Raw genomic sequence first — 13,866 nt, 5'->3', positions numbered from 1 at the left:
GCTGCCGCTCCGCTGACAGGGTGCTGTGCGCCGTACGGGACGCGTGTTCGTTCGTATGGAATGTGATCATGCGGTTACGTTGCGTGTGTGCTGGAAGCATCCTTTCTTAATCTGTCCGATCGCCCCGCGGCGGACGGAGCCGTGTCGGTGTGGCCCGCATGGCAAGTGCGGGACGGTGGCGGCGCCACTGTGTGGTTCGGCGTCCGGCTGGAGTTCGGCGACGGTGCCCGGGTGGACGCGGTCGCCGTGGTGTCCGAGGGGCGTGTCTCCATCGAGGACGTACGCGCCGAGCCGGCGCTCTCCCTCGACGACCTGGCGGCGCTCGCCGACTGGATCGAAGGTCCGCTCTCCGAGGCGTGCGGCATCGGGACCGGACCTGGTGCCGACGGCGGTGAGGACGGCGAGGACGCCGAGGGCGGCGGGGACGCCGGGGCCGGCCGGGGCCGGTCGGTCTGGCCGCGCGGCGTCGAGGGGCAGTGGCTGATCGCCCAGAAGTACCGCGCGGCGCAGGAAGCCGGCGCCGACCCCGTGCTCGCGGTGATGAGCGCGACCGGGCACAGCCGCCGCAGGTCGCTCCGGCTCATCGGGCAGGCACGGGACGCGGGGTTCCTGACCCCGCGCCGCGCCCGGCGCTGAGTGCGGCTTCGGCGGGGTCCGCCGAAGCCGTCAGAGCATGTCCCGCATCCGGGTGATCTCACTCGTCTGCTGTGCGATCACCTCGTCCGCCATCTCCTCGACCCGGATGTTGTTGCCCTGTCCCTTCACGTCGGTGGACATGGTGATCGCCCCGTCGTGATGGGTGATCATCAGCGTCAGGAAGAGCTGGTCGAACGCCTTCCCGCGCGCGGCGCGCAACTTCGCCAACTGTGCCTCGGTCGCCATGCCGGGCATCGAGCCGTGCTCGTGGCCGTCGCCGTGCTCGGCCTTGCCGTGGGTCTTGAGCCAGCCCTTCATGGCGGCGATCTCCGGCGCCTGCGCGGCGGCGATCCGCTCGGCGAGCTTCGTCACCTTCGTCGACTCGGCGCGGTCCGGGGCGAGTTCGGTCATCTCAAGGGCCTGGGCGTGGTGCGTGATCATCATGCGCGCGTAGGAGACGTCCGCCGAGTTGGGGGAGTCGTCCTCGGCGCGCTGCTGTGCGGCCTCCTCGGCGGACAGCATCCGGTTCGACTCGCCCGGCTTGCCCGGCACGATCACCGAAGGTCCGCTCCGTGCGGGCGACTTGGCGTCGGAGTCGTCGCAGCCGCCGAGCGCGAGCACGGCCAAGGCTGCCAGGACCGCCGTTCCGGTCACGACGCGAGGCCCGCGGCGTCTCGGCGTCCTTGTTACATGTTGATTGCCCCCTGTTGATATGTGCATGACCGAGACGATACTCGTGCGTGCGTGAACCGTTCCAGTGCGAACGGAACAAGGGAGGAAACAGTGATCCTGTTAAGCAGTCCCCGAACACGACGCAGACGCCTGGGAGTTGCCACCGCCGCCGCCGGGCTCCTGGCCGCCCTGCTCACCGCCCAGCCGGCTGCCGCGACCCCCGACCCGGGGGACGGCCCCGTCGCGGAACAAGGGGTCTCCGAGCGCACCCGGGCCGAGGTGCGCGAGTCGCTGGCGGACGGCGAGATACCGGGCCAGAACGAGATCGTCCACTCCGACAACATCGAGCACCTGGCGTTCGTCCCCAAGGACACGCTCCAGGGCACCAATTCGGACATCGCCTTCCAGGGCAGATACGCCTTCGCGGGCAACTACGACGGCTTCCGCATCTTCGACATCAGCGACCCCGCCGCACCGCGGACCGTCGCGCAGGTCCTGTGCCCCGGCTCGCAGAACGACATCTCCGTCTCCGGGAACCTGCTGTTCCTGTCCACCGACTCCTCGCGCAGCGACAGCAGTTGCAACAGCACCACCCAGCCCGTGACCGAGAAGTCCTCGTGGGAGGGCATGAAGGTCTTCGACATCAGCGACAAGCGGAACCCCAGGTACGTCGCCGCCGTCGAGACCGCCTGCGGCTCCCACACCCACACGCTGGTGCCCGAGCGCCGCAACGTCTACATCTACGTCTCCTCGTACTCGCCGGACGCCTCCTACCCGGACTGCCAGCCTCCGCACGACGGTATCTCCGTGATCAAGGTGCCGCGGCACGCGCCCGAGAAGGCGGCGGTGGTGGACTTCCCGGTGCTCTTCCCCGGTGAGGGCCCGGACGGCGGCGGCAACCCCGGCCCGCCCGACGGCGCCCGCAAGACCACCGGCTGCCACGACATCACCGTGCTGCCCTCCAAAGACCTGGCCGCGGGTGCCTGCATGGGCGACGGAATCCTGCTGTCCATCGAGGATCCGGAGCGTCCGAAGGTCATCGACCAGGTCCGGGACGACGTCAACTTCGCGTTCTGGCACTCGGCGACCTTCAACCAGAAGGCGAACAAGGTCGTCTTCACCGACGAGCTGGGCGGCGGCAGCGCGGCCACCTGCAACGCGGAGATCGGCCCGGACCGCGGCGCCGACGGGATCTACGACATCGTCGGCAAGGGCGACAAGCGCAAACTGGTCTTCCGCAGCTACTTCAAGATCCCCCGCCACCAGGCCGACACCGAGAACTGCGTCGCCCACAACGGCTCGCTGATCCCGGTCAAGGGCCGGGACATCATGGTCCAGGCCTGGTACCAGGGCGGCGTCTCCGTCTGGGACTTCACCGACTCGGAGAACCCGGCCGAGATCGCCTACTTCGACCGCGGCCCGCTCACCACGGACACCATCAAGTCGGGCGGCTCCTGGTCGGCGTACTACTACAACGGCTACATCTACTCGAACGAGTACGCGAGGGGCTTCGACGTCCTGCAGCTCAACGACCGGCGCACGGCCCCGGCCCGCCGGGTCCACCTGCGCGAACTCAACGTCCAGACACAGCCGGACTACTTCGACTGACCGGACGGATCCGACTGGTCGTCCGCGCAGCCGGGTGAGGACCCGGTCGCGAAGAACCGCGACAGATCCGTGTCGCACGTCCCGCCGGACCCGGCCTCCGCGTCCGGCGGGACGCCCTGCTCCCAGTCCAGTCGGTAGCGCTCGAACAACTCGGCCCGCAGCACCGGCACCGGCATCGGCACGCCCGGCACCAGCGCGGCGTAGACCGCGCCCATGAGCAGGGCGCGCAGCATCGGATAGTCGGTGTCGGCGTCCGCCGAGCCGTGCCGCAGGCAGGTCTCCCGCAGCAGTTCGGCCAGCCGCCGCTGCTCCGGGCACTGCACGAACCCCTCGGCCTGGAGGATGCCCGCCATGTGCTGGCGCATCAGCACGGGCCGGTCCCGGGCCAGGCCCAGGATCGCGTCGATGGCCCTGGCCATCCGCTCCCGGCCGTCCTCGGTACGCGGTTCGCGCTCCAGCGCCTCCTCCAGCGTGCGGTGCATCAGCCGGTGCACGGCGGACTGCACAAGCTGGCGCTTGCCGGGGAAGTAGTACGACACCAGTCCGCGAGCCGAGCCGGCCCGGTCCGCGATGTCACCGAGCGTGGTGGCGTCGTAGCCGCGCTCGCCGACCAGCTCGACCGCAGCCTGCAGAAGCCGCTCCCGGGATCGCCGCCGCAGCTCTTCATTGACCGAGGCGCTGCGCGGGGACATGCTGTAACTCCTGCGTTGACTGGCTGCCAGCCAACTATACTCAGCATGTCCGGCCCGGCCTCGATGGGGCCCGGTCCGGGTTGCCGTCTGCTCCGGGCGACGCGGGGGATCGTCCGGAGCAGGCTCAACCCCACGAGATGGTCGCTGGAGGCTACTTGTTCAGCGGCGGGCCTGCGGGGCGATGCCGTTCGCCCCTGCCCCCGCGTTCACCAGATCCAGCACCGGCCGCAGCCCGTCCGGCCGCTCGGCCGCCGGCAGATGGTCCACGAAGTGCACCGCACAGCCCAGGGTCGCCGCGCCGCCGTCGGCCCGCCGGTCGTCGCCGACCATGACGACCTCGCGCGGATCGGCGTCCAGCGCCGCGCAGGCCGTCCGGAACAGCCGGGGGTCGGGCTTCTGGACGCCGTGCTCGTACGACAGCACGTAGGTCTCCACGTACGGATCGAGGCCGTGCTCGCGGAACACCGGCCGGATGTCCCAGCCGATGTTGCTGACCACGCCCACCCCGATGCCGCGCTCACGCAGCGTCCCCAGCACCTCGGCGGTGTCGGGATACGGCACCCAGGCGGCCGGGGACATGTGGCGGTCGTACAGCAGGTCGTGCAGCCTCTCGTCGGGGAGCGGCACATGCCGGGAGAGTCCGGTGTAGGCCGCCCGGTGCAGTTCCGCGCTCTTGTCGCGCACTCCCCAGACGCTCGCGACGTCCTCGGGAAGCCAGGAGGGGCCGCATCCGCCCGGCAGCGCCCCCATCGCCTCCAGTGCCTGCGCCGCCTCGGCCAACTCGGCCTCGGCGAGCTCCACTCGTGCCTCGGTGAGCACTCCGCGCAGCCAGGACTCGGTGGACTCGACACGGAAGAGGGTCCCGGAGAAATCGAACAGAACTGCGGTCATGGCGGGATCCTACGGCGCCGTGTTCCGGTGCGCGGGACGATCGGCCCGAACCGGGGCTCGCCGCCCGCCGAGCCGGACATCGCCGCCCTCCGCATCGGGCTCGCCGCCCGCCGAACCGGAGCTCGCCGTCCGCCGAGCCGGACATCGCCGCCCTCTGCATCGGGCTCGCCGCCCTCCGAACCGGAGCTCGCCGTCCGCCGCACCGGCCTCGCCGTCCGCCGCGGCGCGCTCAGCCCTGCCGGTGGGCGTGCACCCGCACCGCCAGTGCCACGACCAACGCGCCCAGCAGCCAGCCGCCGACGACGTCCGTGGCCCAGTGGACGCCCAGCCAGATCCGGGTCAGGCCGACACCGGCCACGGAGATCACGCCCACGGCGACGGCCGTGCGCCACAGGGTGCGTTCGGCGCCGTAGTGGTGCAGGAGCCACAGCAGCAGACCGCAGACGACGGTGGCCGTCATGGCGTGGCCGGAGGGGTAGGCGGAGTAGTGGGCGGAGTCGACCGGGTCGGGCCAGACCGGGCGGGGGCGGTCGACCAGGGCCTTGAGTGACTGCTGGATCAATGTGCCGAGCAGACATGTGGCCACCAGCCATACCGCCGTCCAGCGGGCGGCTCTGCGCCACACGAGCCAGATCGCGACCGCGAAGGTCAGGATGCGCATCGTCCAGGGATCCCAGACCCAGTCCGTCAGGATGCGGAAGGCGTGCGTGACACCGGGCTCGTCCACGGCCCAGCGGTGTGTGGTGTCCGCGATGCCGTCGTCCAGTGTCATCAGCGGGTACCAGCCCACCGCGACCAGCGCGAACAGCAACGCCGAGCACAGCGCCAGGCCACCGGCCCAGCGGGAGGTTCTGCGCTCGGCCGGTGGGCGGGGCGGGGACTCGACGGACTGGGTGTGCATACTGCGATCCTCGCCGACCGATGGGGCGAGAGGCCAATGCCGGGGGCAGGATTGCGACGCCCGCCACAGGGGAACCGGGTCGTGGCCCGGAGCAACATCACCCGCCGGGTACCCGGTAGGGGAGTGGGCTATCCCGACGAGGGCGAGAGTCCGGGGGCGGGCTGTCCCGACGAGGGTGGGGGGCCAGGGGGCGGTCTACCCCGACGAGGGTGAGGGGCCAGGGGGCGGTCTACCCCGACGTGGGCGAGTGTCCAGGGGAGCGGACTACCCCGACGTGGGCGAGTATCCCGGGGAGCGGGCTGTCCCGACGAAGGGTGAGTGTCCCGGCGCAAACACCCCGTCCGCCCCGACTACCCCAGCGCCCGCAGCCCCGGTACGACCGCCACCAGCACCGGCACCGCCGGGACGAGCGCGGCTGCCGCGGTCAGGCGCAGTCGGCGGCCCGCCGTGAGGCGGCCCGGGGGAGTCAGCAGCCGGTTCACACGCTGCGGCACATGCGTGTGCGCGGTCGGGCAGGGGCCGAACACGCCCCGGTCCTCGTTGAGTTCGACCAGGGCTAGGGCGGTGGTCAGCCGGCCGAAGCGGCGGGAGGCCATGTCGTCGGCGGCGAGTTCGACCAGCCGGTGCATCTCGTCGCGGAACGCGGCGAACACCGGTACTTGCGGAAATCCGCCCGCCAGCGCGCCCGAACAGTGCAGCAGCCAGTCGTGCCGGGCCTGCGCGTGCCCCTGCTCGTGTGCGAGTACGGCGTCCAGTCGCCGCCCATTGAGGCGGCGCAGCGCGGCCGTGGTGATGACGAGCCGGGGCGCCGTGCCGGGCAGCCACCAGGCGTCCGGCCGCTCGCCCTCCAGGATCACCAGACGGTCGCTGCCCGTCTCCTCGCCCGGCAACAGCGGGGCGCGGACGAGGAGTTCGGCCCTGCGCTGCCGGCGCCGGGCACGCGCGCGTGTCACCTCGCGCACCAGCATCGCCCCGGTCCACAGCCCGCCGCACGCGAGCGTCACGGCGGTCGTCGCCGCCCATGACCCGCCCACTCCGAGCGCGTACGCCTCGACCACCGCACTCGGCGCCTGCGCGAACACATGGCCGCGCACGGCCTGCCACGCGGCCGCCGCACTGAGCGTCATCGACAGCGCGCAGCACAGCAGTACGGCCGCGACGGCGCACTGCCACACCCACAGGGCGACCACGGGTTCTCGGTCCGGCCAGTCCGCCCGCGCGAGCAGCCGCGGGGCGAGGACGGCGGTCAGGGCGCCGAGCAGCAACAGTGCCGCGGGGACCATCATGGGGAGCACCCTATGAGCGCCGAATCGCTCAGGGGTACGGACACCCGCGGCAAAGTGACGCAGACCACTGGCGGGTATGGGCGCCAGGCACTCGGCACGGCCCGGCGTCAGAGAGTCAGCAGCATCGCCACCATCGCGATCCCCATCGACAGCCGGCAGGCCCGCGCCAGCTCCGGTCGGTCGCCCCATCCGGCGCCCCCGCCGGCACCGGCGGAGACCGGCACCAGCCGGACCCCCGAGAACAGCACGTATCCGGTGAAGTACACGAGCAGCGCGCCCGTGACGAGAGGGACACCGGAACCGCCGTGGCCACCCTGATGGCCAGGCGCCGTCGCCATCGCGATGGCCATGTAGACCATGGCCGAGGCTCCCACCATGTGGTGCAGATGGTGACCGCCCGCCCGTGCGGACCACAGGGCGTGCAGGGCGGCCGCGCCGAACACGGCGGCATAGACGGGCCAGGCCCAAGGCGGCGGCGAGAACACCGCTGCGGGCACCGCCATCGCGGCCATGCCGAACCCCATCAGCGCCTCGCCACCGGCGGCGCGGCGCTGCTCCTCGACGTGGCTGCGCATCCGCAGCAGGCAGTAGACCCCGGTCGCCGCACACAGCGCGACCAGCAGCCAGCCGGGCGAAGCCGGTCCGTGCACGCGCACCTCCCCGCTCGACGGTCTCGGACAGTCCGTCGATGCCCCGGCCGTGCGGCGCGCACGCGAGCGCAAGGGTGTACACGGGGAGCATTCGGCGGAGCGCGGCAGGTCACTCCTGTGCCACCCGATGTGCTTTACGAGTAAAACACTTGCTAAGGTGACCGGTATGAGCAGTCGTTCCCCGCTCGCCGGAGTGCTGCGCCTCGGCCGGCCCTCCGACATCTGGTTCAAGCCCGCCCTGAGCGTGGTCGCCGCCGTGGCCCCGCCCAACCTCGCCCTCCTGGCGCTCGGCCGCCTGGACCTGGCCATGTACACCATGGCCGGATCGCTGTGCGCGCTCTACGCCCACAACCGTCCCTACGCCGCCCGGGCCCGCGTTCTGGCATGGGTGGTGCTCGGCATGCTCGGCGGTCTCGCCGCCGCCCTGCTCGCGGCCTCCTTGACCCGCAGTGCCGTCGTGCTGGTCACCGTCGGCGCGGTGCTGGCGGCCGTGCAGAAGGTGCTGTGCGACGCGACCCGCATCGGCCCGCCGGGCAACGTCGTCCTCACCTTCATCAGCTCCGCCGCCCTGTTCGTCCCGCAGTCCCTCGACCGGATCCCGGGCCATCTCACGCTCGCCGCCGCGGCCGGCGCCTGGGCATGGCTCGTCGGCATGGCCCCCGGCCTGCTGCGCCCGCACGGCCCCGAGCGCCGGGCCACCGCGGCGGCCCTGAACGCCGCCGCGGCGCAGGCCGAAGCCCACGGCACAGGACAGGACACCGCCGAGGCCCACGCCGCCGCCGTCATCGCCGTACGGGCCGCCCGGCAGGCGCTGCACCCCGCCGGCGGCAAGCCGCCCTCCTCCGGCACCCGCCGCGCCCTGGAACGCCTCGTCGTCCGCGCCGAGGTCGCCCTCGCCGCACCCGCCGACGCCGACCCCGCCCCGCTGCGTGTCTGGGCCCGCCAGGTGCGCGGCAACCGGCCTGTGCCCGACGTCGCCGATCTCACCGGCGCCGACCGCGAACTCGCCGCGCACCTAGGCCCGTTGTGGCACCGCCTGCGTCCCCTGGCCCCGCTCGCCGTACGCACCGCCCTCGGCTGCGCCCTCGCCGGCTACGCCTCCCTGGCCCTCGGCATCGGCCGCCCCTACTGGGCCCTGGTCACCGCCGCGTCCCTGTACCAGGCCGACCTCACCCTCACCTGGGGCCGCGGCGTCCAGCGTGTCGTCGGCAACCTGCTCGGCGTCCTCCTCTTCGCCGCGCTGGTGCCCCTCGCCCACACCGGTGAGGTCGCGCTGGTCCTGTGCTGTCTCGCCCTCAACTTCGGCGCCGAGGCGCTCATCGGCCGCAACTACTGGCTCGGCACCGTATGCGTGACCCCGATGGCGCTGCTGATCACCGAGTTCGCAGGTTTCCAGGAGCCCGGCCGGCTGATCACCGAGCGCGTCGTGGACACGCTGGTCGGCGCGCTCGTCGGGCTCGCCGCCGCCGTCGTCGTGCCGCACCGGTCGCGGGTCGTGCGTGCCGAGCGTTCCGGACCACGTACGCTCGCCGCTACGGGTCGTAGCCAAGGACGGCACCCGGACCAGCGCACGGGCAACACGACGGAGGGCGTACGGCCATGACGGCGACGAGCGGCGGGCCGACCGGGACGAGACGGGACACGGTGGCCGCCGTGGTCCGGCAGTGGCAGACCGTCCACCCCGACCTCGACACCGCGCCCATGGAGATCATCGGCCGGATCAACCGCTGCGCCGCCCTCCTCCAGCAGGCCGAGGACGCCCCGCTGCGCCGGGCGGGCCTCAGCCGCCCCGAGTTCGACCTGCTCGGCGCGCTGCGCCGCACCGGCCACGAACTGACGCCCAGCGAACTCGCCCGCGAGACCTTCTCCTCGGGCGCCGCCGTCACCAAGCGCCTCAAGCAGCTCACCGAACGGGGCCTGGTCGAGCGCCGAGGCGACACCCGCGACCGGCGCGTCGCCCACCTCCGCCTCACCGACGAGGGCCAGGAGCTCGTCGACGGCATCCTGCCCGAGCAACTCGCCTACGAGACGTCCGTCCTGTCCGAGCTCGACTCCGACGGACGCAGCGAACTCGCCGCCCTGCTGGGCGAGTTGCTGGGACGTCTGGAGGGCCGGCTGGGCGCGCTGCGCGCCTGACCGATTCTGCGCCGTCAGCTCTCGTCGGCCGCCCGGTACACACCGAACACCGCACCCTGCGGATCCCGCAGCACGGCGATGCGCGGCCCGTCCGGGACGGAGGTGGGCTCCATCAGGATCGTGCCGCCCTTCTGCACCGCGTCCGCGGCGCTCGTGTCGACGTCCACCACCGCGAAGTACGGCAGCCAGTGCGCCGGCACCTCGTGCGGGAACTTGTCGTCCATCGTCAGCATGCCGCCGAAGTCGTCGCCGTCGATGCCCCACTGCGTGTAGTGCTCCGAGGCGTTGAAGGTCCAGCCGAACACCGTCGTGTAGAACTCGACGGCCCGCTCGGGCGCCCGGGTCATCAGCTCCACCCAGCCCAGCGCGCCGGGCGCGTTGAGGATCCCCGCGCCGGCGAACGCCCGCGCCTGCCAGAGCTGCAACACCGCTCCCGTGGGATCCACGGCCACCGCGAAGCGGCCCACGTCGAACACGTCCATGGGGCCCATCAGAACCGTGCCGCCGGCCTGCGTCACCTGCTCGGCGGCGGCGTCGGCGTCCCGCACCGCGAACGACACGTTCCACGCCACCGGCTGCCCCTCCTGGTACAGCGGGGTCAGCGCGGCCACAGCCGCGTCCCCGAGATGCGCGACCGTGTAGCCGCCCGCCTCCTGACGCGGATCGGTCTCGGCGCGCCAGCCGAAGAGCCCCTCGTAGAACTGCCTGGCCGCGGCCAGGTCACTGGTGCCGAGCTCGGTCCAGCAGGGCCCGCCGGTCACCGGCTTGTCGAGCTTCATGGCGTTCCTCCCGCGACGAAAACCCCCTCCAGCACGCTAAGCCCCGCCCCGGGCCCCGGCCATCCGACGGGAACGGCCCCGACGGTCCGGCGCTGGGAACACCGGCCCTAGATCCCGGGGCGGTAGCGCAGCGGATGGTCCGCCGGCACCTCCACCAGCACGATCGGCGTCCCGTCCGGGTCGGCGATCCACATCTCGATCAGACCCCAGGGCTCCTTCACGGGCGCCCGTACGATCCCGACGCCCTTCGCCACCAGCTCCTCGTGCGCGGCGGCGACGTCCGGGACCTGCATCCACAGCCGTACGGCCGGGGACGGCGGCGTCTCGGAACGCCCCGAGACCTCCAGGAAGCCGCCGCCGAGGAAGTAGACGGTGCCGCGCTCGGGTCCGGTACCGAACTCGCGGTAGACGGCGAGGCCGAGCTGCTCGCCGTAGAAGACACGGGACCGTTCGGGATCGGTGGGCCGCAGCAGGGTCCGGCCGCTCAGTACGTGCACCATGCAGCGGGAGCCTAGTGGCGCGTTAGGCTCAGCGGTGCCCGAGCCGCGCCCGAAGGGGAGAACCGCACCATGGACACCGCCGCGCCCGACGCCTTTGCCGCACTCGTCTTCCGCGACGCCACCGACGGCGACGTGGACACGCTGGTCGCGCTGATCGAGTCCGCCTACCGCGGGGACTCCAGCCGGGCCGGGTGGACCACCGAGGCGGACATCCTCGAAGGGCAGCGGACCGACCCGGAGGGCGTGCTGGCGGTCATCAAGTCGCCCGACAGCCGGCTGCTCACCGTCGAGCAGGACGGGCAGGTCGTCGCCTGCTGCCAGCTCGAACACCGCGGCACCCACGCCTACTTCGGCATGTTCGCGGTCAGCCCCGCACTCCAGGGGGCCGGTCTCGGCAAGGTGATCATCGCGCAGGCGGAGCGGCAGGCCCGCGACACCTGGGGCGCCACCGAGATGCACATGACCGTGATCTCCGTACGCGACGACCTGATCGCCTGGTACGAGCGGCGCGGCTACCGCCGTACGGGCCGGATGACCCCGTTCCCGTACGGCGACGAGCGCTTCGGCATCCCGCAGCGCGCCGACCTTCAGTTCGAGCTGCTGGTCAAGGCGCTGGTGTGACGCTCACGCGGTGAAGCGGCCGGTGCGTTTGATCTCCGGATAGTCGGTGGTCGCGCCGTCCAGTTCAAGGGCCCGGACGAGGCGCAGGTGGTCCTGGGTGTTCACCACCCAGCCGATGATCCTGAGGTCCGCCTTGCGGGCGCGCTCCACGACCTCCAGGGTGAGCCGGCGGATGTTCAGACAGACCGTCGCCGCGCCGGCCTCGACGGCGCGGTCCACGATGTCGGTGCCGTAGCGGCTGGCGATCAGGGCGGTGCGTACCCCGGGCACCAGGCGGGCGATCTCGGCGACGGCTTCGTCATGGAACGAGGACACCTCGACCCGGGGGGCCAGGTCCCGGTCGTTCATCACCTCCGCGAGCGCCCGGGCCGCCGCGACGTCCTTGATCTCGGCCTGGAGCGGTGACTTCACGGCGTCCAGGACCTCTTCGAAGACCGGTACGCGCTCGCCGCGGCCCGCGTCCAGGGCGCGCAGTTCGGCGAGGGTCTTGTCGGCGATCGGGCCGGTTCCGTCGGTCGTGCGGTCCACATCGGTGTCGTGCATGACGACGAGGGCGCCGTCCTTGCTGAGGTGGAGATCGAGTTCGATGACATCGAGGCCGGCCTGCTGGGCGGCGGCGAAGGATCGAAGGGTGTTCTCGGGTTCGACACCCATGACTCCGCGGTGACCGATGGTAAGGAAGTTCAAGGTTCAACTCGCTTCCGTCGACGGCGGCGGGGGAGCGCGCGCGAACCGGAGCGGACTGTTCGCGTGGCCGAGCCGCAGCCTAGTGGCCTGTGCGCGTGATGAACCCCACGTGTACACAGGGTTTGCGGGGATGGACATGCCGTGCCTGGTTCGTACCCCTATGGGCGGTCACTCTGGCGTGGGCGAGTCCCCCGGGGATTGACCGGATGTCGCGGTCGGCTTCGCGTATGCCCGCTGGGTGCCGGGCTAATCGCGGCCCCGGCATCCAACAGGAAAAAGTTCGGTGACCTTGCGGGTGCGCAGGATAATTTCCCGAACCTCCTCTTGCTGGGAGAAACCTCGAACGCATACGGTGTCCATACGCGAGGTTCTCCCGTGGAGGATGGGACATGACGGAAATTCTTGTGCAGGCGGCTTCGGAGGAGCAGGTTCCTCCCGTGACCAGGGTGGTTGAGCACCCGGCGTGGCCGGTGCTCAAGGATGCCGTGGAGCTGATCCGGCCATGGCAGTCCAAGGACGGGTCGATCGACTTCGAGGCCGAGGGCGCGCCCGCCCGGGCCGACGCCGAGGCGGCCGTACGGCGTGTCGTGGCGGCCGTCGAGGAGCTGAGCCCGCTGCTGCCGCACGACGCGGCCTACCACGCGGCCCTGGCCAAGGACCTCGTCCGCTGGGCCGAGGGCGGCTTCGAGGTGCCCGACTTCCTCGACTCGCTGCTGGCCTTCCAGCCCGCCGCGGGCCGTGCGGACGGCCTCCAGCACCTGGTCGTCTTCGCGATGTACACGCAGAACGGCAACCCCGACCGCAACCTCGAGGCGGTCGTCCTGCGCATGGTCTGGCCGGACTGGCTGGCCGAGCTGGAGCGCACCCGCTACGACAACCCGTTGTTCTGCGGCATCAAGTTCGAGGACTTCACGGCCGGGTACGACACCAACTCCGCCGTCCTCTTCCCCGAGACGATCGCCGTGCGCCAGGCGCCCGAGCGCTTCAGTTGGGGCGGCATCTTCTGTGACCGCGAGGCCGCCCGCTTCCGCCGCGTCACCGACGCCGCCGTCGACATCCTCGGCCTCGACCTGCCCGAGGACATCGCCGCGATGGTCCACGACCAGAAGCGCACGGAGGAGGCCTTCGTGCTGTGGGACATGGTCCACGACCGCACCCACAGCCACGGCGACCTGCCGTTCGACCCGTTCATGATCAAGCAGCGCCAGCCGTTCTGGATGTACGGCCTGGAGGAGCTGCGCTGTGACCTCACCGCCTTCAAGGAGGCCGTGAAGCTCCAGGCCGACGGCGTCCCGCAGGCCCGTGACGTGCAGTACGCCGTGCTGTTCGACCGCATGTTCCGCTTCCCGGTCACCGGCGACCGCGTGCGCAACTACGACGGCGTCGGCGGTCAGCTCCTCTTCGCCTACCTGCACAAGCACGACGTAGTCCGCTGGACCGACAACAAGCTGCAGATCGACTGGGACCGCGCCCCGCAGGTCACCAACCAGCTCTGCGCCGAGATCGAGAAGCTGTACCGCGACGGCATCGACCGCCCGAAGCTCGTGCACTGGTTCGCCGGCTACGAGCTCGTCTCCACCTACCTCGCCCCGCACCCGGGATCCCGCTGGGCCAAGGGTCCGGACGCCCTGGACCTGACGCAGCCGCCGCGCAAGCTCGTCGATGACGTGCTTCCGGACGAGTTTCCGCTGAGCATGTTCTATGAGGCCCTCTCCAAGAAGCTGAAGAACGTGATCGCCTCGACCAAGGGCATCACGGCGGAGAGCGCCGAGCGAGTCGCCGCGTGAGCGACCGCACCACCAAGAAC

15 protein-coding genes are annotated in these 13,866 nt (G+C 71.6%); 6 read left to right on the top strand and 9 right to left on the bottom strand.

Translation table 11 applies throughout. The annotated features are described in order from the left end of the window. Nucleotides 1-141 precede the first annotated feature (141 nt). A complete protein-coding gene (locus ACZ69Q_RS12960) occupies nucleotides 142-636 on the top strand; it encodes a DUF6214 family protein (protein WP_471041536.1) in 495 nt (164 codons plus the stop codon). Between the two features lie 30 nt (nucleotides 637-666). Here ACZ69Q_RS12960 and ACZ69Q_RS12955 read toward each other — a convergent pair whose 3' ends face one another. After that, nucleotides 667-1,356, bottom strand: coding sequence for a DUF305 domain-containing protein (locus ACZ69Q_RS12955; RefSeq protein ID WP_471040936.1), 690 nt, complete (start codon nucleotides 1,354-1,356; stop codon nucleotides 667-669). A gap of 63 nt (nucleotides 1,357-1,419) precedes the next feature. Here ACZ69Q_RS12955 and ACZ69Q_RS12950 point away from each other — a divergent pair, with 63 nt between their 5' ends. After that, nucleotides 1,420-2,916 (top strand): LVIVD repeat-containing protein, encoded by a 1,497-nt coding sequence (locus tag ACZ69Q_RS12950; protein WP_471040934.1) that lies wholly within the window; start codon nucleotides 1,420-1,422, stop codon nucleotides 2,914-2,916. On the opposite strand, the gene ACZ69Q_RS12945 is transcribed toward ACZ69Q_RS12950, so the two are convergent. The 5 genes from ACZ69Q_RS12945 to ACZ69Q_RS12925 all read right to left on the bottom strand — a co-directional run bounded on the left by ACZ69Q_RS12945 (nucleotide 2,904) and on the right by ACZ69Q_RS12925 (nucleotide 7,336). Beyond that, complete coding sequence (locus ACZ69Q_RS12945) at nucleotides 2,904-3,608, bottom strand: TetR/AcrR family transcriptional regulator (protein WP_471040932.1); 705 nt, start codon at nucleotides 3,606-3,608, stop codon at nucleotides 2,904-2,906. The genes ACZ69Q_RS12950 and ACZ69Q_RS12945 overlap by 13 nt on opposite strands. A 159-nt stretch (nucleotides 3,609-3,767) precedes the next feature. Next, complete coding sequence (locus ACZ69Q_RS12940) at nucleotides 3,768-4,499, bottom strand: HAD family hydrolase (RefSeq protein WP_471040930.1); 732 nt, start codon at nucleotides 4,497-4,499, stop codon at nucleotides 3,768-3,770. Nucleotides 4,500-4,728: 229 nt separating this feature from the next. Beyond that, nucleotides 4,729-5,400 carry a phosphatase PAP2 family protein gene (locus tag ACZ69Q_RS12935; RefSeq protein WP_471040928.1) on the bottom strand — a complete coding sequence of 224 codons (672 nt, stop codon included), beginning with the start codon at nucleotides 5,398-5,400 and terminating at the stop codon, nucleotides 4,729-4,731. 350 nt (nucleotides 5,401-5,750) lie between these two features. After that, on the bottom strand, nucleotides 5,751-6,686 hold the full coding sequence (locus ACZ69Q_RS12930; protein WP_471040926.1) for a M56 family metallopeptidase: 936 nt from the start codon (nucleotides 6,684-6,686) through the stop codon (nucleotides 5,751-5,753). 107 nt (nucleotides 6,687-6,793) lie between these two features. Continuing rightward, a complete protein-coding gene (locus ACZ69Q_RS12925; protein ID WP_471040924.1) occupies nucleotides 6,794-7,336 on the bottom strand; it encodes a DUF5134 domain-containing protein in 543 nt (180 codons plus the stop codon). A 166-nt stretch (nucleotides 7,337-7,502) separates the two neighbouring features. Between ACZ69Q_RS12925 and ACZ69Q_RS12920 the strand changes: the two genes are divergently transcribed. Together ACZ69Q_RS12920 and ACZ69Q_RS12915 are read left to right on the top strand one after the other, a co-directional pair. Then, nucleotides 7,503-8,939 carry an FUSC family protein gene (locus ACZ69Q_RS12920; protein WP_471040921.1) on the top strand — a complete coding sequence of 479 codons (1,437 nt, stop codon included), beginning with the start codon at nucleotides 7,503-7,505 and terminating at the stop codon, nucleotides 8,937-8,939. Next, nucleotides 8,936-9,472, top strand: a complete 537-nt coding sequence (locus ACZ69Q_RS12915; RefSeq protein ID WP_471040918.1) for a MarR family winged helix-turn-helix transcriptional regulator — start codon at nucleotides 8,936-8,938, stop codon at nucleotides 9,470-9,472. The genes ACZ69Q_RS12920 and ACZ69Q_RS12915 overlap by 4 nt, the downstream gene beginning before the upstream one ends. A gap of 14 nt (nucleotides 9,473-9,486) precedes the next feature. Here the strand turns inward: ACZ69Q_RS12915 and ACZ69Q_RS12910 are convergent, their stop codons facing one another. Together ACZ69Q_RS12910 and ACZ69Q_RS12905 are read right to left on the bottom strand one after the other, a co-directional pair. Beyond that, nucleotides 9,487-10,251 carry a VOC family protein gene (locus ACZ69Q_RS12910; protein ID WP_471040915.1) on the bottom strand — a complete coding sequence of 255 codons (765 nt, stop codon included), beginning with the start codon at nucleotides 10,249-10,251 and terminating at the stop codon, nucleotides 9,487-9,489. A 107-nt stretch (nucleotides 10,252-10,358) separates the two neighbouring features. Next, nucleotides 10,359-10,751 carry a VOC family protein gene (locus ACZ69Q_RS12905; protein ID WP_471040913.1) on the bottom strand — a complete coding sequence of 131 codons (393 nt, stop codon included), beginning with the start codon at nucleotides 10,749-10,751 and terminating at the stop codon, nucleotides 10,359-10,361. A 69-nt stretch (nucleotides 10,752-10,820) separates the two neighbouring features. Between ACZ69Q_RS12905 and ACZ69Q_RS12900 the strand changes: the two genes are divergently transcribed. Beyond that, nucleotides 10,821-11,372, top strand: coding sequence for a GNAT family N-acetyltransferase (locus tag ACZ69Q_RS12900; protein ID WP_471040910.1), 552 nt, complete (start codon nucleotides 10,821-10,823; stop codon nucleotides 11,370-11,372). Between the two features lie 3 nt (nucleotides 11,373-11,375). On the opposite strand, the gene ACZ69Q_RS12895 is transcribed toward ACZ69Q_RS12900, so the two are convergent. After that, complete coding sequence (locus ACZ69Q_RS12895; RefSeq protein ID WP_471040907.1) at nucleotides 11,376-12,059, bottom strand: glycerophosphodiester phosphodiesterase; 684 nt, start codon at nucleotides 12,057-12,059, stop codon at nucleotides 11,376-11,378. 389 nt (nucleotides 12,060-12,448) lie between these two features. Here ACZ69Q_RS12895 and ACZ69Q_RS12890 point away from each other — a divergent pair, with 389 nt between their 5' ends. Beyond that, a complete protein-coding gene (locus tag ACZ69Q_RS12890) occupies nucleotides 12,449-13,846 on the top strand; it encodes a DUF6421 family protein (RefSeq protein WP_471040904.1) in 1,398 nt (465 codons plus the stop codon). Nucleotides 13,847-13,866: the final 20 nt, after the last annotated feature.

The sequence above is a fragment of the Streptomyces sp. NPDC036764 genome (assembly GCF_055609385.1).
This window is presented reverse-complemented; position numbering and strand designations above follow the sequence as displayed.

Excerpts from the sequence above, each read along its gene's own strand:
- ACZ69Q_RS12905 (WP_471040913.1), bottom strand. The coding sequence starts at position 10,751 with ATGGTGCACGTACTGAGCGGCCGGACCCTGCTGCGGCCCACCGATCCC.
- ACZ69Q_RS12940 (WP_471040930.1), bottom strand. The coding sequence starts at position 4,499 with ATGACCGCAGTTCTGTTCGATTTCTCCGGGACCCTCTTCCGTGTCGAG.
- ACZ69Q_RS12910 (WP_471040915.1), bottom strand. The coding sequence starts at position 10,251 with ATGAAGCTCGACAAGCCGGTGACCGGCGGGCCCTGCTGGACCGAGCTC.
- ACZ69Q_RS12890 (WP_471040904.1), top strand. The coding sequence starts at position 12,449 with ATGACGGAAATTCTTGTGCAGGCGGCTTCGGAGGAGCAGGTTCCTCCC.
- ACZ69Q_RS12900 (WP_471040910.1), top strand. The coding sequence starts at position 10,821 with ATGGACACCGCCGCGCCCGACGCCTTTGCCGCACTCGTCTTCCGCGAC.
- ACZ69Q_RS12935 (WP_471040928.1), bottom strand. The coding sequence starts at position 5,400 with ATGCACACCCAGTCCGTCGAGTCCCCGCCCCGCCCACCGGCCGAGCGC.
- ACZ69Q_RS12915 (WP_471040918.1), top strand. The coding sequence starts at position 8,936 with ATGACGGCGACGAGCGGCGGGCCGACCGGGACGAGACGGGACACGGTG.
- ACZ69Q_RS12955 (WP_471040936.1), bottom strand. The coding sequence starts at position 1,356 with ATGCACATATCAACAGGGGGCAATCAACATGTAACAAGGACGCCGAGA.
- ACZ69Q_RS12945 (WP_471040932.1), bottom strand. The coding sequence starts at position 3,608 with ATGTCCCCGCGCAGCGCCTCGGTCAATGAAGAGCTGCGGCGGCGATCC.
- ACZ69Q_RS12930 (WP_471040926.1), bottom strand. The coding sequence starts at position 6,686 with ATGATGGTCCCCGCGGCACTGTTGCTGCTCGGCGCCCTGACCGCCGTC.
- ACZ69Q_RS12920 (WP_471040921.1), top strand. The coding sequence starts at position 7,503 with ATGAGCAGTCGTTCCCCGCTCGCCGGAGTGCTGCGCCTCGGCCGGCCC.